We start from the raw sequence: 15914 nt of genomic DNA on the forward strand, positions 1-15914 counted from the left end.
GAGACGAAGGGAAATCATCAGATACGCCTGTAGGGTAGATAATTCTAGATATAAGCTATATCATGCTTAGTAGAGATATACCGAATTAGGAATAGTAAAATGTACAATAATAAAACAATAGCAAAACAAGAAAGAGGCCCTTTCGGGCCCCTCACGCGTTACACTATTCTTGGATCGACATCCTTGGAGTAGTCGATATCAGGAAAGCCGAAGCCGTGAATCTGCTCGTACTCCTCCCAAACTCCAGCCAGGTCTCCCTGAACAAGGGGTTTACCCTCCTGTTGCAAGGCCCAGCGCTTTTCCACTTCCTGCTGGATGTCGCTTCTCATTTCCCAGTCATCAACCCGCACCCTGCCATCACTGTCGGTGGGTACCTGATTGCCCGAAAACAGCATGGTTGTGAAGAGGCGGTAGATTTGCTGGGTGCAGTGTTCGTGGATGTTCTGTTCCTTCATCACCTGATACAGCAAGGCCATATAGAGGGGGACGACGGGAATGACGGCGCTGGCCCGGGTGACCAATGCCTTGTTCACCGAAACATACGCTCTGCCTTCAATGGCTTTCAGCTTATCGGTCAGCTCTGTTGCACTGCCCTCAAGGTGTTCCTTCGCTTTTCCGATGGTTCCCTCGCGGTAGACAGGGTAGGTGATCTTCGGTCCTATATACGAGTAGGCAACCGTCATGGCTTTGTGTGCAAGAAGATTTCTTTGCAACAGGAAGTCAATCCAAAGGCTCCAGTCCTCGCCGCCCATCACCTTCACCGTTTCTGCTATCTGCTCCTCGGTAGCAGGCTCGATGGTAGCCTGCTTGACGATGTCGCTTTCCAAATCAACCGAGAGGGCAGTGAATGCCTTGCCGATGGGCTTGAGCACCGACTTGTACGATTGGCCGGTAACCGGGTCGGTTCTGAGTGGACTGGCAAGCGAGTAGATGACCAAGTCGACCTGCCCGAGCTCTTTTTGGATTTTTTGTGCAACCGCTTCCTTGATCTGGTTGCTGAAAGCATCCCCGAAAACCGAGACAGCTTTCAGTCCCCTGCGCTTGGCAATGTCCTCGAAAGCCATCGTGTTGTACCAACCCGGGGTTGCTGTCTTGTTCTCGCCCGGCTCGCGCTCGAAGCTCACGTTGATGGTGTCGCTGTTGTGTCCGAATGCGGCAACGATGCGTGACGAAAGACCATAGCCGGTGGAACCTCCGAGGATGAGCACACGCTTGGGAATCGGCAGGCCTGTCGTGCTCGGATAGTGTGGATTGCCGCTCTGCTTGGCATGAGCTTCAACCCAGGCTATCTGGTTTTCGACATACCGCCTGCACCCGAGCGGGTGGGCGGTAAGGCTCACATTTCTCAGAACTTTCTTGGTAATTATCACATCAGCCTCTTTTATGCTTTATTGTCGCCGACGATGCACATCCAGGCAGCTTCGGCAGCCACCTTCCCGTCGACGGTGATGGTACCGCTTTGGCGGACCATGGCCTGAGAAACGCGGGCATTGTGTACCTCGATGATTGCCGTATCGTCAGGTTTGACTTGATTTCGGAATTTTGCTTTGTCGATGGTTGCCAGAACAAAGAATGCACCATGGGGAAGCAGCCCGGCTTGTACCAGACCAGCCCCTCCGCATTGTGCCATAGTCTCGACCAGAATGACACCCGGTACTACGGGGTAGCCGGGAAAGTGGCCCTTGAAAAAGAAATGGTCGGGTGTAAACACACGCTTGGCAATCGTGTGCTTCTCATCAACTTCCAAGAGCTCATCCAAGAAAATGAACGGATCTCGGTGGGGGATTAAATCAACCGGCGATTCAAATGGTCCAGACATTGTCAGCACTCCTTACAATGGTGTATAGGCTTTGAAGACGAGCACACCGTTATGCCCTCCAAAGCCAAGAGAATTACTCATAGCATAGCGAATTATACCATCTCTTCCTTGGTTCGGTACATAGTCAAGATCACACTCACTGTCTATATTTGTGAGGTTGAGCGTGCAGGGGAAATATTGGTCCCGGATAGCCAGCATGCACACAATCGCCTCTACAGCACCCGCAGCGGCGATAAGGTGGCTGGTCATGGACTTGGTGGACGAAACCTTGAGATTGTAAGCATGGCTTCCAAAAACACTCTTGATGGCTTTTGTCTCCATGGAATCGTTGGCGGCGGTACTGGTGCCATGGGCGTTGATGTAATCAACCTCCTCGGGCTTTATACCCGCCATCTCAAGGGCGGCCTTCATGGCTCTCGCGGCCCCTTCACCGTCAGGATTCGGGGCGGTGACGTGGAAGGCATCGCAGGTCATGCTGTAGCCGGCAATTTCACCCAGGATCACAGCTCCGCGTGCCTTTGCATGGGATAGCGATTCGAGCACGAGCATTCCGGCACCTTCACCCATGACAAACCCGTCGCGTTCCTTGTCAAAAGGACGACTGGCAATCTGCGGTGTATCGTTGTACTTGGTTGCCAAGGCCTGCAGGCGGCAGAAACCGGCCACGCTGAGCTTGGTGATGGCAGCTTCGGTTCCGCCGCTCAACGCTACGTCGACTTGTCCGAAGCGGATTGCATTGAAGGCAGCACCGATGGCATCGGTTCCGCTTGCACAGGCGGTGACGGTTGTGTGGCAGGGACCTTTGAAGTTGTAATGAATGGCAATATTGCCTGCAGCCTCGTTGCTGATGAGTTTGGGAATTGTCAGGGGGGCGACGGCATGGGGACCTCGCTCAAAAAGCTTTGCAAGGTTCTCCTCTACCACCTCAAACCCACCGATGCCGTTGCCCAGGTATACTCCGCTGCGGTAGGGGTCGTAGCCTCCGTTGTCAAGGCCTGCCTGCTGCATTGCCTGCACTGCTGCATGGACGGCAAACTTCGTAAAGTCCGCCATGCTGCGGGTCTCTTTGCGGTCAAGCAGGTCGGAGGGGTCGAAATCCCTCACTTCCCCTGCAATTTTTGCAGGGTAGTCGGTCGTATCGAATTTGGTGATCGGACCGACTCCCGAAACACCCGCCTTGATGTTGTCCCAGAATTGGGTAATGTTCGTTCCCAAGGGATTTACGGTTCCCATACCGGTTACTACTACTCGTTCAAGCTCAATCATGTTGTCACCCCCTTTACATTGCCATGCCGCCATCGACCGCCAGAACCTGGCCGGTGATGTAGGACGCTTTTTCTGATGCTAAAAATGCAACCGCTTCTGCAACTTCCACAGCCTTTCCGATACGCCCAAGCGGTATCTGGGTGGCTATCTGCTCCTTGAGAACACCAGAAAGTGCATCGGTCATAGCGGTATCGATAAAGCCCGGAGCCACGACATTGACCCGCACACTTCGCGAAGCCAACTCACGGGCAAGACTCTTGGAAAAGCCAATGATGCCTGCCTTGCTGGCTGCATAGTTGGTCTGTCCTCCATTGCCCATGATTCCCACGACGCTGGAGATGTTGATGATCGAGCCTTTGCGTTGGCTCGCCATGAGCCTGCTGATCCTGCGGCAGGTGAGGAAGACCGATGTAAGATTGACAGCCAGCACCTCATCCCATGCCTCATCCTTCATCCGCATGATCAAGCCATCGCGGGTGATACCGGCATTGTTGACCAAAACGTCCACACTTCCTGCTTGTTTGATTACACTTTCCAAAGCAGCTTCGGTGCTGCTGCGGTCGGCCATGTCGCAGCTGATATGATGCAGGTTTTCTCTGTCATCCATCTTGGTCCGCGATAGCGACCAGACTTCATATCCCTCTGAGAGCAGAACCTTGACGATCTCGCTTCCAATCCCTCGTGAGCCTCCGGTTACCAAGGCATGTTTCTGTTCACTCATAGTGCTCGTTCCTTTGCATATGCTTGTATTGTTGTTTCTTCACCCAAACTGAGGCAGGATGACTGTACTGCATTGTTTTTGCACAGCCCGGTCAGGACTGTTCCAAACCCGACCTCCGCTATGTCTGAATTTTTTGTTGCCTTGATGCGTTGCATGACGGCAGTCCACCGAACCGGTCTGGCTAATTGCAGGCTCAGGTGCTCGCGGGCATCCAAAGCGGTGGTGATGGGCTTTCCGTCGACGCTGGAGATGACCAAGTCTACGGGATCAGCCATGGCAAGGCCGTCCAAGAAGGTCCTGAACGGCTGTGTCGCCTCCTCCATGAAGGGGGTGTGGAAGGGTCCCGACACCTTCAGGGGAATGAACCGCTTGGCACCTTTCTCCAGGAAAACCGACTTTGCCTGGGTGATGCTTTCACTCAGGCCGGAGATCACCACTTGGTTGGGTGCGTTGTCATTGGCGGCATATAAGCCCTTTAGGTTGAGTTCTTCCAGCAGCACCGTTACTGCTTCGTAGTCGAGGCCGATGACGGCCGCCATGCCCAGTTCGCCCAGCATTTGGCGTGCCTTTCTTGACATTTCATCCATCAAAGCGGTTCTTCTTTGTACGATGGTAAACAGAGTTGCATCGTCGAAGATTCCTGCACCGCAGTAGGCGGCGAGCTCTCCAAGACTGAAGCCGCTGTGGGCTTCAATCTCGATGCCCAGCTCTTTGAGCCGGATGTTTGCCGATCGGCTGGCCAAGGTTATGGCAGTCTGCGCGCACTGTGTGAGCTCCTCCTCCGATCCTTGTGAGAGGAGGGTGTAGAGATTTCGCCCGGCAATGTCGCCGGCCAGTTCAAAGAGCTCTCGCACCGTATGGCTTGCATGGTACAAGTCGATGGCCATCCCTTGCTTCTGTGAGCCTTGGCCGGGGTAGAGTGCTAGTATTGGTGCCATGTCAGTAGTATTCCTCCATAGGTGAGTCCTGCACCGAAGCCGACGAGCAGCAACCTGTTTCCTTCTTTGAGCAGGCCTTTCTCCTGCATCTCTGCAAGGGCGAGGGGAATCGAGGCTGCCGAGGTGTTTGCATACTGTTCGATGTTCAGATAAAACTTCTGTACATCGATGCCCAACCGCTTTGCACACGCTGCGATGATGCGTTGGTTCGCCTGGTGCGGGACGATCCAGGCGATATCCTCAAAGTCCAGGTTGTTTCTCTTCAGCAGGGTTTCGATGGCCTGTCCGATCGAGCGGACTGCAAAAGAGTAGACCGAGCGGCCGTCCATCTTGATCGTGCGGCTCTTGGGATCGATGACCAAGGCCTCGGCTCCGGCAGCCTCCGCCTTCAGGTAGGTATCGAGGATGCCTTCTTGCTCTTGTTTGCTTTCAAGCAGTGCACAGCCGGCTCCGTCTCCAAAGAGAACACAGGTATTGCGGTCATCCCAGTCTACGACTGAAGAGAGGGTTTCCGATCCAACCACCAATGCATTTTTCATGGCTCCGGTGATGATCATGGCCCTGCCGACCTCAAGAGCGTAGATGAATCCCGTACACCCTGCGCTGATGTCCAGTGCAGGCCCCTTGATGCCAAACCGTTGGGCAAGCAGGCAGGCTGTCGATGGGAACCCGGGGTAGTCGGGAGTTGCTGTTGCGACCACGATGCCATCGATTTCAGCTGCGGTTCTGCCATGGTTTGCGAGCAAATTTTCAACCGCCTTGGTTGCCAGGTCGGCAGTTGTTTCCAGCTCTGCCGCCAGATGGCGCACCGCAATGCCGGTGTGGCTTTTAATCCACTCATCACTGGTATCGACCCTGTGGGAAAGTTCGTCGTTGGTGACCACTCTCGCCGGGCTGTAGGACCCGAGGGCGGTGATCTGTATTGATAGTGGAGGCTTCAAGCTCTCCCTCCTTGGTTGCATAGCATAGGCCTATAATTATTACAAAATAGAAATATTTGTCAATATTGACACTAAACAACCGTACCGTTATTATTAAAACAGATTGGATGCAGCCATTGTGCATCCCAATCCCCATTTGTACTGAGGAACAATCATGAATATCATCGACAACCCGGATCTACAGCAGATCATTACCATGTTTGAGAATAGCTCGCTCGCCGAGCTGGAGCTTTCCAGCTCAGGCTACAGCCTCAAACTCAAGCGGAATACAACAAGCGCTGAGTTTGTTGGGTCCGTCCCCAAATCTGAAATCGCAAAGAGTACACCGGTTGAAACAAAGCCGGCGTGTGAAGTGATCACCAGTCCCATTGTAGGGACGTTTTATCTGACTCCCGCCCCTGATGCTCCACCCTATGTACGGGTTGGAAGCACGGTGGAACCTGGTGCGGTACTCTGCACCATCGAGGCAATGAAGCTGATGAACCAGCTGGAAGCCGATTTCGCCTGTGAGATTGTGGAAATCCTGGCCGACCCCGAGCAGATGGTCGAATTCGGTCAGCCGCTCTTCAAGGTAAAGCGCGTATGATTGGTTCGATTCTGATCGCCAACCGGGGCGAAATCGCCGTGCGGGTGGTTCGAGCCTGCAAGGATTTGGGCATCCGCTCGGTGGTCGCCTATTCGACCGCCGACAAGGATACGCTGGCTGTACAGATGGCCGATCAGGCGGTATGCATCGGCGGACCTGAAACCAAGGAGAGCTATCTCAAGAGCAAAAACATCATTATGGCTGCCTGCCTGACCCGCTGCGACGCCGTCCATCCCGGAGTCGGCTTTCTCAGTGAGAATGCAGGCTTCGCCAAAGCGGTGGAGGATGCCGGTCTGATCTTCATCGGCCCCAGAAGCGAGACCATCGCCCTCTTGGGCAACAAGGTGGCGGCCCGCAAGGCTGCCTTGGAAGCGGGGCTTCCCATAACCCCGGGAAGCAAGGAAGCGATTGCCGATCTTGAGGATGCCAAACAAACAGCCGCCCAGGTCGGGTATCCGATCATTCTCAAGGCTGCAGCCGGCGGCGGAGGCAGGGGCATGCGCATCGTGCGCAAACAGTCAGAGCTTGCTTCCAATCTTGCCCTTGCCAAGAAGGAGGCACTGCTCTTCTTCGGTGACGACTCGGTGCATATGGAGCGCTACCTGGAGCAGCCCAGACACCTCGAGGTCCAGCTGCTCAGTGATGGCCAGGGTACGGTTGTGCATCTTGGGGAGCGTGACTGCTCGGTGCAGAAAAACCATCAGAAGCTCTTGGAAGAGAGCCCGTCACCCATACTCAGCGATAGCCTGAGAAATGCAATGTGCAATGATGCGGTGCGCCTGTTTCAGGAATTGGGCTATCGTGGTGCCGGAACTGTTGAGTTTTTGCTTGACGGTGATGCATACTACTTTATGGAAGTCAATGCGCGCCTGCAGGTCGAGCACCCGGTCAGTGAACTGGTCTCGGATATCGATCTGGTGCATGCACAAATCCAAATCGCCCAAGGAAAAGCCCTGTCGTACTGTCAATCTGATGTACGGTGCAAGGGCTACAGCCTTGAGTGCAGGATCAACGGCCTGAGCGCCGGTCACATCAAGACCTTCGTCATGCCTTCAGGCCCCCATGTCCGTGTCGACACCTACCTGCAAGCCGGTTCGGTTCTCAGCCCATACTACGACTCCCTGATGGCAAAAATCATCGTCCACACCCCGACTCGCGAGATGGGCCTTGCGGTCATGCTGCGCGCCCTCGATGAAGTCGTCATCGAAGGGGTGAAAACCAATATCGAGGAGCAGAAACTGCTCATCCAAAGTCGTCCGTTCTCAAGCGGACGATTCTCAACCGACCTGTATGCAAAGGTCGTCGCCCAGGAGAAACACCATGGTTGAACTCTGTCCAAACTGCCAGAAGGAAGTTGAATCCGGTCCGTATCGGATCTGCCCCTCCTGCAACTACTATTTCCCCCTCACTGTCCAGCAGCGCATCGCCCTCTTCGCCGATCCCGGCTCGTTTGTGGAGATGGCAACAGAGATGAAGTCGATGAACCCCATCTCCCTTGCAGGGTATGAGGACAAGTTGAAGGAAAACGAGAAAAAATCGTCGCTCAGCGATGCCGTTTCCATCGGCAGCTGCAGTATTGAAAACCAGCCGGTGATTGTCGGTATCATGTCTTTCGCCTTCATGGGGGGAAGCATGGGCTCGGTGGTCGGTGAGAAAATCACCCAGGCAATGCTTGAAGGAGCCCTCAGGGGGGAGCCGGTCATTCTCTTTACGGCAAGCGGAGGTGCTCGGATGCAGGAAGGCATTTTCAGCCTGATGCAGATGGCCAAAACCGCCAGTGCCGCCGCCCTGATGGAGGAGACCCGGACTCCGCTTTTCTTGGTGCTCACCAATCCCACCACCGGCGGAGTGACAGCCTCCTTTGCGATGCTCGGAGATGTCATTCTTGCCGAGCCGGGGGCGGTCATCGGCTTTGCAGGCCCCCGGGTCATCGAAGGCACCATCGGTCAAAAGCTGCCTGAGGGATTTCAACGCTCCGAGTTTCAGCTCAAGAAGGGCTTTATCGATGCGTTGGTGGAACGGGCGAGTCTTCGTTCGACTCTCTCATTTTTGATCAAAACCCACACCAAGGGGGGTGCTGTGTATGCATGAAGAACAGAAACCGGAGCTCGAACAGACACTGGACCAGATAGAAACTCTTGCAAAGAGCCATGAAACACGTGAAGGTGCCTCCTCTTGGGAGTGTGTGCTGCGCTCGCGCCAGCAGGGCAGGCCGGGGGCGAAGCTGTTCATCGACCTGATCTGCGACTCGTTCATGGAGATGCACGGAGACCGACTGTACGGCGACGATCCCGCCATGATCGGCGGGGTGGGCCTGGTGGAAGGCAGGGCGATTACCTTCATCGGGAACCGAAAGGGAGCCAACCTGAAGGAGAATGTGCTGTGCAACTATGGCATGAGCAATCCCGAAGGGTATCGCAAGGCTCTCAGGCTGGCAAAGCAGGCTGAGAAATTCGGTCGACCCATCGTGTGCTTCATCGACACACCCGGTGCCTATCCCGGCCTCGGGGCCGAGGAGCGGGGTATCGGGGAGGCGATTGCCCAGAACCTGAAGGTGTTCTCTACGCTGAAGACTCCCATTCTGTGTTTCATCATCGGTGAAGGCGGTAGCGGCGGTGCTTTGGGAATAGGAGTCGGAGACAAGCTGTATATGCTGGAGCATGCCGTCTATTCAGTCATTACACCTGAAGGATTTGCCTCCATATTGCTGCGTGACCCCTCAAAGGCCAAGGAAGCGGCGGAGGCTATGAAAATGACCAGCTACCATCTCAAGGAGTTCTCCGTCATCCACGATATTATTGCCGAGGGCAGTGCACAGGAGACTGCGATGCGCATCAAGCAGACCATCCTGCGGGACTTGGATGTATTGTGCTCAAAGCCTGCCGAGCACTTGGTCCGCTACCGGATCAAGAAGATCCGGGGCATCGGCGAGGTGTCGGGAGGCAAAGAGTGGTGGCAGCCGCTTTTGGAAGTGTTCAAGAAAACCCAAAGTCTGAATTAGATTTTGGCAGCGTTCTTCTCCATGTCCCTCAGGCCCCGGAAGAAGAACCATGAGGTCACCACAGTGGCCAGTGCATCGGATATTGGTGCCGACCAGAGGATTCCTTCCATACCGAAAAAGTGAGCAAGGATGAGAATGGCTGGAATGAGGAAGAGACCTTGGCGGGAGAGAGTGAGCGCCATGGCGATTTTGCTCTTTCCGATAGCTTGGAAAAAGCTTCCTGCTATGATTTGATACCCTACCAGCGGAGTGAAGAGGAACCATCGCTTCAGGGCGAAGGTTCCCAGCTCCAGCAGTTCAGGTTCCCTGTTGAATATGCCTACCATTGCGGAAGGGAAGAGGCGGGTGGCAAGGTAGCCGATCATGACCACCAAGGTGGCGCTGAGGATGCCCAGCTTCGCTGCCTCCTTGACCCGGTCGTACTGATTGGCGCCGAAATTGTAGCTGATAAGCGGCTGCACCCCTTGGTTGATGCCGATTACCGGCATGATCAGCAGGGTCTGCAGGCTGTGGACGATGCCCATCGCCGAGATGCCTAGGTCTCCTCCATGGGTGATAAGGGTTTTGTTCAAGACTACATTGAGCAGGCTTGATGTTATCTGGAGGGTGAAGGGTGGGATTCCCAAGGTGACGATCAGCTTGATCACCGCCCACTCGGGTTTGAGGGCTTTCAGCTTCAGCTTTACATGGCTTCGTTTGCCTAGAAAATACGACACAACCCAGATGAAGGAGAAGCTTTGGCTGATGATGGTAGCCAAGGCTGCTCCTTCCATGCCCCAATCGAGAGCGTAAATGAATATCGGATCGAGGATGATGTTGGTGCCGGCTCCTAGAAACATGGAGAGCATGGCAACTTTGGGATTGCCGTCTGCTCGGATGAAGTGATTCAAACCCATGCTCGTCACACCGAACACCGAACCAAAAATAATAACACGCAAATAGCTCATTGCATAAGGGAGCACCTCGGTGCTGGCGCCGAATGCAATGAGGATGTCTTTCAAAAAAATTTGGCCGGTTATCATAAAGACCAAGCCGCCGCCGATCAGCAAGAGGAAGGCGTTTCCCAGCACATGCACAGCCTCTGCTTTCTTCTGCTGGCCTAAGCGGATCGAGAAGAGGGTGGCACCTCCGATGCCGAAGAGGACCCCCATGGCCATGAGAATGATCATGATGGGGAAGGCGATGGTGATGCCGGCTATGCCGTTGGCCCCGAGTGAAGGGCTGTTGCCGATGTACATGCGGTCGATAACGTTGTAGAGGGCGTTGACCATCATGCCGACAATGGCAGGGATGGAAAAGCGCATCAGCAGCTTGAAAATGGGCTCGGTTCCCAAGGGATTGGTATGGATGGCTTCAGCATGCATGGTTCTGCTCCGATGTTTCATGCAAGAGTATGGTTTGAAGGTTTGCACAGATCATCTGGTATGTTTCTTCACCCACCAGCTCAGATGCCTTACCGTTCCAGGCACGCACTTCGCCCGTTATGTCCTGTCTCAGCTCTTTTGCTTTGTCGGTGAGGTGGATGCACTTGCAGCGCTTGTCCCTTGCATCGACCTGACGCTGGATATACCCCTTGTTCTCCAGGGAGGTGAGGGCGCGTGTCGCCGCGGCCTTGTCGATGGCCAGGAGGCTGCACAGCTGTTCTTGTGTGCAGCCTTCCTGCCGATAGAGGGTCATCAGGAACCCAATCTCGCCGCTTGAGATGCCCCACATCTTGAGGGCCCGGTTGATATACATCGCATGGTTTCGATGAAGGATTGCCACGAGGCGTGAAAGACTGTATTGCATGGTGGACACTGTAGGGATTTATAGTTGACATGTCAACTAATATTGGCCTGCTTTCCGTCCATCCTTCGTGATATACTGGCCCTACTATGGAAACACGACCTACAATCGCCATCATGTACGACTTTGACAAGACGCTGACCACCCGCGACATGCAGGAGTACACCTTCATTCCCAACCTGGGGCTCAGTGCCTCCGAGTTCTGGCAGAAGGCAAGCACCCTTGCCCGCAGCCAGGGCATGGACAGCATCCTTTCCTACATGAAATTGATGCTCGACGAGTCGAGAAAGCAGGCAAAACCGATCAGGCGGAGCGACTTTGTCGCCCTTGGAAAGGAGCTTGAATTTTTTCCGGGTGTCCTCGGTTGGTTTTCCCTTCTCAACAATCTGGGAGAAAAGCTTGGTCTTTCCATCGAGCACTACATCATCTCCTCGGGACTCAAGGAGATCATCGAAGGATCGGCGATCGGGTTTGAGTTTCGTCGCATCTATGCCTGTGAGTACCTCTATGATGAAAACGGTGTCGCGGTATGGCCGAAGCTGTCGGTCAACTATACGGCCAAGACACAATTTCTCTTTCGGATCAACAAGGGTGTGCTCGATGTCTATGAGGACCAAGCCCTGAATGCCTATAAGGCGGAAACCGAACGCAGCATCCCGTTCCGCAATATGATTTACATCGGCGACGGCCTCACCGATGTGCCTTGTATGAAGCTGGTCAAGCAGAATGGAGGCAAGAGCATCGCCGTGTATATGCAGGGCAAAGAGGAAATCGCCCACCGCCTGATGGTTGAGGACCGCATCAACTTCTATACACCTGCCGATTATACCGACGGGGGAGAACTCTTTGGTTTGGTGTCTACCATCCTTGAAGAGATGAAGGCTTGCAATAGATTGGAAACTGCAAGCATAGAAATGAAGTATAAAGCAAGCAAATCTGTGTGAGGCTTCTTTACCGGCTTTGCGTGCATCGATTCCTTCCGAGCTTGGATGTGATGAGGTTGCATACCGCATCCTTGTCCTCTACCACTTCATAGGGGATGAGGAACGCCCTGTCCCGCGTTATGAACAGGTAGATGCACTCCTTCTCGAAATACGCATGATACACATCCTGCCAGCGGTAGCTTGCTTGTTCCTTCTCGTTGGAAATAGCCACTGCATCCGAGTCCTCGCTGAATTGCAGCGTGTAGACCAATCTTGGTGGGTTGAGCTTTTGCAGCTTTACCTGCTTTTTTACGGTGGCGAAGAAGGATGCGAAGTAGACGACAGGCACTCCCAATCCCACCACAAGGAGAACGGTACCCAAGAGTACGGCCCCTTCGACTTGGTACATCACAAAGCAGATGATGGCCGAGAAGGTGAGAATGGATGCAAAGATGACCGGACTTCTGTACAGTTTGAGGCGCTTGAGGATGTTGAAGATGAGAAATTGCCTATAGTGTTGTTCATTGAGTTTTACTGCGATTGTCATGCTGCCACTATAGCATGAACAAGGCGACAATGCACATTCCGGCAAAAAGGGACTGTATCTAACCTGCCGCTTGTATGTATAATTCGAGTACCCATGGATACACATAAGAAAAAACGCCTACACTTGAATCTCTTCCACAGGATATTTCTCTTTCTCATTGTTTTTATCCTCTTTATATTTCTGCAGCTTGGGATTTCCGCCTATCAGGGAAAGTACATCATGGACCCGATACAGAAGAGTGCCGGCAATGTGCAGAAAATCAGCCTGCTTCTCAATTCCTTGGGACAAACCCGTGATGTGCTTGCCTCCTACCGTTGGGATTTCGGGGATATTGCCTCCTTGGTCTCCGAGCTGAGACGGGGAAATGAGATTTCTGAGAGTAGTCTGGAACACATAGATACTGATTTGGCCAGCATAGGGGTGGAGCAGTACCTGCTGGTGCAAGCGGTGAATACCACCTATGCCAACTTTCGAGACTACCTTTCCGTAATGCAGGAATACCTTCTCACGAATAATATCGATAAGGCATCGGCGGTGTACTACTCCGATGTTGAACCCTGCCTGACCTACTTGTCACAGTATGTACAACAGCTGATCGAGCGGGCAATCATGGATAACCAATCCACCTATGACCGGCTGATGAAGCTCAACAATGACTTGGATTATGTGTATGGATTGACGGTTCTGGTGATGCTCCTCTTCGGCTTTGCCGCTTTCAAGGAAGTGATACGGCTGCTCTCCATCGTACAGGAGATGGCCCAATCCTCGAAGGCGATTACCGCCGGGGACTATGACAGGCCGGAGATATCGGAGCGCCGCAAGGACGAGATCGGGGACATGGCAAGGGCGTTCAACGAAATGAAAAGAGCGATGCGCAACCAGGTTCGATTGCTTACGGCACACAATGAGATGGAGAAGGAGCTGCATAGAAAGAATACCGAGGCATTGGCAATGCAGAATCTGTTGGAGCGGGAGAAACTGCAGCTTCTCAGGAGCCAGATCAACCCCCATTTTCTCTTCAATACCATCAACGTGATAAAATATACGGCCCAGGAGGAGAAGGCCGAGGAAACCGATGCCTTGCTCTCCTCCCTCGCCCGTCTGTTCCGTTATGCCTTGGCCGACAACGAGGTGCAGGTCCCCCTTTCCAGGGAGATCCAGATTGTGGATGAGTATTACAGCCTCTTCAAGGCCAGGTTCAAGGAGAAGATGTCCCTTGTTTGGGATATTGCGCCATCCTTGGTCTTGACCGAAACACTGGTGCCTTCCTTTTTTCTCCAGCCGCTGGTTGAGAACGCCTTCAAGCATGGGCTTGGGCCGAAAGAGCTACCCGGCACTGTCTGGCTTACCTTGCAAGAGAATAATGGTGTACTCTTGGTACAAGTCGAGGATGACGGGGTGGGGATGGAGAAACCCGAGCTCGAGGCTCTGCGATCCCGTCTTCTCGATTCTCCGATGACAGGGGAGCATATCGGACTGTATACGGTCGCCGCCCGATTGAAACTGCTTGATCCCCGCTGTCGTCTTGAGGTGACTTCTGAAAAAGGAAAGGGTACCACCATTCTCATCGAGATGCCGCTGGTACTGAAAAAGGAGGAGGAAGAGGATGATCAAGATACTGATTGTTGATGACGAAAGCATTGAACGGGAACTGTTGTATAAAATCCTCTCCCCTGATCCGCTTCTTGAGATCCATCAAGCGGAAAACGGGCGCTTGGCTGTTACCTATGCATCCTTGTATGATGTGGATATTGTGCTGATGGACATCGAAATGCCAGCCCTCAACGGGCTGGAAGCTTCCCAGAGAATCCTGGCTGACAAACCCTCCTGCCGCATTATTTTCATTACTGCATATAGTGTGTTCTCCTACGCCCGTGAAGCAGTCAAGCTGGGGGCCATCGATTACATCCTCAAGCCGGTGGACAGGGAGGATGTCCAAAGGGCCGTCAAGCGGGCGATCAGCCAGGTGGAGGCCGAGCGGCAGCTCAAGGCCATGCGTCCTCGGGAGGGCACTTGCATGGAAGAGGATGAAGGGACCGACAAGGCTGCCTTGATGATGGCAAAGGTGAAGAAGTACCTGGAACACAGCTACATGAACTATGATCTTTCACTGGATTCGGTAAGCAGCCTGCTCAATATCAGCCCATCGTATCTGAGTTGCATTTTCAAGCGGTGCACCGGAGTCAACTTCCTCGATTATATCACCAACCTCAGGATTTCTGCAGCGAAGGAATACCTCAGCGATCCTTTCAAGTCTGCTTCAGAAATTGCGTCCATGGTAGGGTATGACAGCTCCAGCTACTTCACCCGTGCTTTCAAGAAAAACACGGGGCTTACGCCGACTGAATACCGAAGACAGGCCGGAGGGGGTATGCATCGATGAGAAAGGTATTGCTCGTTGCTGTTGTCCTTGTCTGTGTATTCTTCGCTTGTCGCAAAGAGGAAACAAGCCATCCTGAATTGGTCCTCCGCTATGCCGATAATCAGGGGCACGGGTACCCAACGGTTGAAGCGGCAAAATATATGGCTGAACTGGTGAAAGAGCGGACCGGCGGGAAAATCGAGATCAGGGTGTATCCGGACAGTGTATTGGGATCGGAAAACAGTGTGATGGAGCAGATGGTCTACGGGGGCATCGACATGTCCCGGTTCTCATTGGGCACGCTTTCCCAATTTTTCCCCGAGCTTTGGACGCTCCAATTGCCCTACCTCTATACCGACAGCGCCCATATGTGGCGGGTTCTCGATGGAGAGATCGGTGATATGTATCTGCAAGGCATGTCCGACAAAGGTCTTGTGGGATTGGCGTGGTATGACGCCGGGGCCAGGAGTTTCTATACCAGAATGCCGATCTCCAGCGTCTCTTCACTCAAAGGCCTGACCATCCGTGTCCAAGAGAATGACATGATGAGCCGTACCATCGAACTGCTTGGTGCCAAGGCGGTGCAGATTCCCTATGGGGATGTGTACTCTGCGCTTCAGAAACTGCGCATCGACGGGGCTGAGAACAACCTTCCAAGCTATGTATTCATGGATCACAACCAAGCGGCGCCTTACTTCTATCAAGATGAACACTTCAGGCTCCCCGAGGTTGTGATGATAAGCAACGATGCCCGGAAGAAGGTGGAAGCTGTCGATCCGGCCTTTGTCAATCTCATCACCGAGTGTGCCAAGGAAAGCGGTTTCTATGAGCGAAAGCTCTGGCAGGAAGAAGAAAAGCGGGCGTATGAGGAGGCTGTGCAATCAGGGGTGAAGTTCACCATTCCCGGTGAGGACGACATGCTTGCCCTGAAGAAAGCCATGGAGCCTCTGTACCAGGAACTTGGCCCGAAGGAACAGGATATTGTTCAAAGGATTGGAGATACATAAAGAGCCAATTTCAAAATG

The 15914-nt window shown here is 53.5% G+C and carries 17 protein-coding genes; 8 read left to right on the plus strand and 9 right to left on the minus strand.

Translation table 11 applies throughout. From position 1 onward, the window contains the following. Window positions 1–158: 158 nt before the first annotated feature. From fabV to B3K89_RS07770, 6 genes are read right to left on the minus strand one after another with little or no spacing between them, the layout of a single operon-like run. Window positions 159–1370, minus strand: a complete 1212-nt coding sequence (gene fabV, locus B3K89_RS07745) for an enoyl-ACP reductase FabV (protein ID WP_293892531.1) — start codon at window positions 1368–1370, stop codon at window positions 159–161. Window positions 1371–1381: 11 nt separating this feature from the next. After that, window positions 1382–1819, minus strand: a complete 438-nt coding sequence (fabZ, locus tag B3K89_RS07750) for a 3-hydroxyacyl-ACP dehydratase FabZ (protein WP_293892528.1) — start codon at window positions 1817–1819, stop codon at window positions 1382–1384. Between the two features lie 12 nt (window positions 1820–1831). Next, window positions 1832–3085 carry a beta-ketoacyl-ACP synthase II gene (fabF, locus tag B3K89_RS07755; protein WP_293892525.1) on the minus strand — a complete coding sequence of 418 codons (1254 nt, stop codon included), beginning with the start codon at window positions 3083–3085 and terminating at the stop codon, window positions 1832–1834. Between the two features lie 13 nt (window positions 3086–3098). After that, the gene (gene fabG / locus B3K89_RS07760) at window positions 3099–3806 is read right to left on the minus strand and encodes a 3-oxoacyl-[acyl-carrier-protein] reductase (protein WP_293892522.1); all 708 of its coding nucleotides are present in this window, start codon (window positions 3804–3806) and stop codon (window positions 3099–3101) included. Continuing rightward, window positions 3803–4744 carry an ACP S-malonyltransferase gene (locus B3K89_RS07765; RefSeq protein WP_293892519.1) on the minus strand — a complete coding sequence of 314 codons (942 nt, stop codon included), beginning with the start codon at window positions 4742–4744 and terminating at the stop codon, window positions 3803–3805. The genes fabG and B3K89_RS07765 overlap by 4 nt, the downstream gene beginning before the upstream one ends. Continuing rightward, window positions 4729–5685, minus strand: a complete 957-nt coding sequence (locus B3K89_RS07770; protein WP_293892516.1) for a beta-ketoacyl-ACP synthase III — start codon at window positions 5683–5685, stop codon at window positions 4729–4731. Before B3K89_RS07770 ends, B3K89_RS07765 begins: the two co-directional genes overlap by 16 nt. A 154-nt stretch (window positions 5686–5839) precedes the next feature. Here B3K89_RS07770 and accB point away from each other — a divergent pair, with 154 nt between their 5' ends. From accB to B3K89_RS07790, 4 genes are read left to right on the plus strand one after another with little or no spacing between them, the layout of a single operon-like run. Next, complete coding sequence (gene accB / locus B3K89_RS07775; protein ID WP_293892513.1) at window positions 5840–6271, plus strand: acetyl-CoA carboxylase biotin carboxyl carrier protein; 432 nt, start codon at window positions 5840–5842, stop codon at window positions 6269–6271. Continuing rightward, a complete protein-coding gene (locus B3K89_RS07780) occupies window positions 6268–7599 on the plus strand; it encodes an acetyl-CoA carboxylase biotin carboxylase subunit (protein ID WP_293892510.1) in 1332 nt (443 codons plus the stop codon). The genes accB and B3K89_RS07780 overlap by 4 nt, the downstream gene beginning before the upstream one ends. Further along, a complete protein-coding gene (locus B3K89_RS07785; RefSeq protein WP_293892507.1) occupies window positions 7592–8362 on the plus strand; it encodes an acetyl-CoA carboxylase carboxyltransferase subunit beta in 771 nt (256 codons plus the stop codon). Before B3K89_RS07780 ends, B3K89_RS07785 begins: the two co-directional genes overlap by 8 nt. Continuing rightward, complete coding sequence (locus B3K89_RS07790; protein ID WP_293892504.1) at window positions 8355–9272, plus strand: carboxyl transferase domain-containing protein; 918 nt, start codon at window positions 8355–8357, stop codon at window positions 9270–9272. The genes B3K89_RS07785 and B3K89_RS07790 overlap by 8 nt, the downstream gene beginning before the upstream one ends. On the opposite strand, the gene B3K89_RS07795 is transcribed toward B3K89_RS07790, so the two are convergent. Then, entirely contained in the window at window positions 9269–10657 is a 1389-nt protein-coding gene (locus tag B3K89_RS07795) for an MATE family efflux transporter (RefSeq protein ID WP_293892501.1), read from the minus strand. The two genes, B3K89_RS07790 and B3K89_RS07795, sit on opposite strands and share 4 nt — an antisense overlap. After that, the gene (locus tag B3K89_RS07800) at window positions 10626–11060 is read right to left on the minus strand and encodes a MarR family winged helix-turn-helix transcriptional regulator (protein ID WP_293892499.1); all 435 of its coding nucleotides are present in this window, start codon (window positions 11058–11060) and stop codon (window positions 10626–10628) included. Before B3K89_RS07800 ends, B3K89_RS07795 begins: the two co-directional genes overlap by 32 nt. An 86-nt stretch (window positions 11061–11146) precedes the next feature. Here B3K89_RS07800 and B3K89_RS07805 point away from each other — a divergent pair, with 86 nt between their 5' ends. Continuing rightward, window positions 11147–12001, plus strand: coding sequence for an HAD family hydrolase (locus B3K89_RS07805; protein WP_293892497.1), 855 nt, complete (start codon window positions 11147–11149; stop codon window positions 11999–12001). A gap of 7 nt (window positions 12002–12008) precedes the next feature. Here the strand turns inward: B3K89_RS07805 and B3K89_RS07810 are convergent, their stop codons facing one another. Continuing rightward, on the minus strand, window positions 12009–12527 hold the full coding sequence (locus tag B3K89_RS07810) for a YcxB family protein (protein ID WP_293892494.1): 519 nt from the start codon (window positions 12525–12527) through the stop codon (window positions 12009–12011). 93 nt (window positions 12528–12620) lie between these two features. Between B3K89_RS07810 and B3K89_RS07815 the strand changes: the two genes are divergently transcribed. The 3 genes from B3K89_RS07815 to B3K89_RS07825 are packed head-to-tail and all read left to right on the plus strand — an operon-like array spanning window position 12621 to window position 15896. Beyond that, window positions 12621–14156 carry a sensor histidine kinase gene (locus tag B3K89_RS07815; RefSeq protein WP_293892492.1) on the plus strand — a complete coding sequence of 512 codons (1536 nt, stop codon included), beginning with the start codon at window positions 12621–12623 and terminating at the stop codon, window positions 14154–14156. Further along, on the plus strand, window positions 14134–14910 hold the full coding sequence (locus B3K89_RS07820; RefSeq protein WP_293892490.1) for a response regulator transcription factor: 777 nt from the start codon (window positions 14134–14136) through the stop codon (window positions 14908–14910). The genes B3K89_RS07815 and B3K89_RS07820 overlap by 23 nt, the downstream gene beginning before the upstream one ends. Further along, complete coding sequence (locus B3K89_RS07825; protein WP_293892488.1) at window positions 14907–15896, plus strand: TRAP transporter substrate-binding protein; 990 nt, start codon at window positions 14907–14909, stop codon at window positions 15894–15896. The genes B3K89_RS07820 and B3K89_RS07825 overlap by 4 nt, the downstream gene beginning before the upstream one ends. Window positions 15897–15914: the final 18 nt, after the last annotated feature.

This window comes from Sphaerochaeta sp. UBA5849 (assembly GCA_002432715.1).
In the GTDB taxonomy this organism is placed as follows: Bacteria; Spirochaetota; Spirochaetia; order Sphaerochaetales; family Sphaerochaetaceae; genus Sphaerochaeta.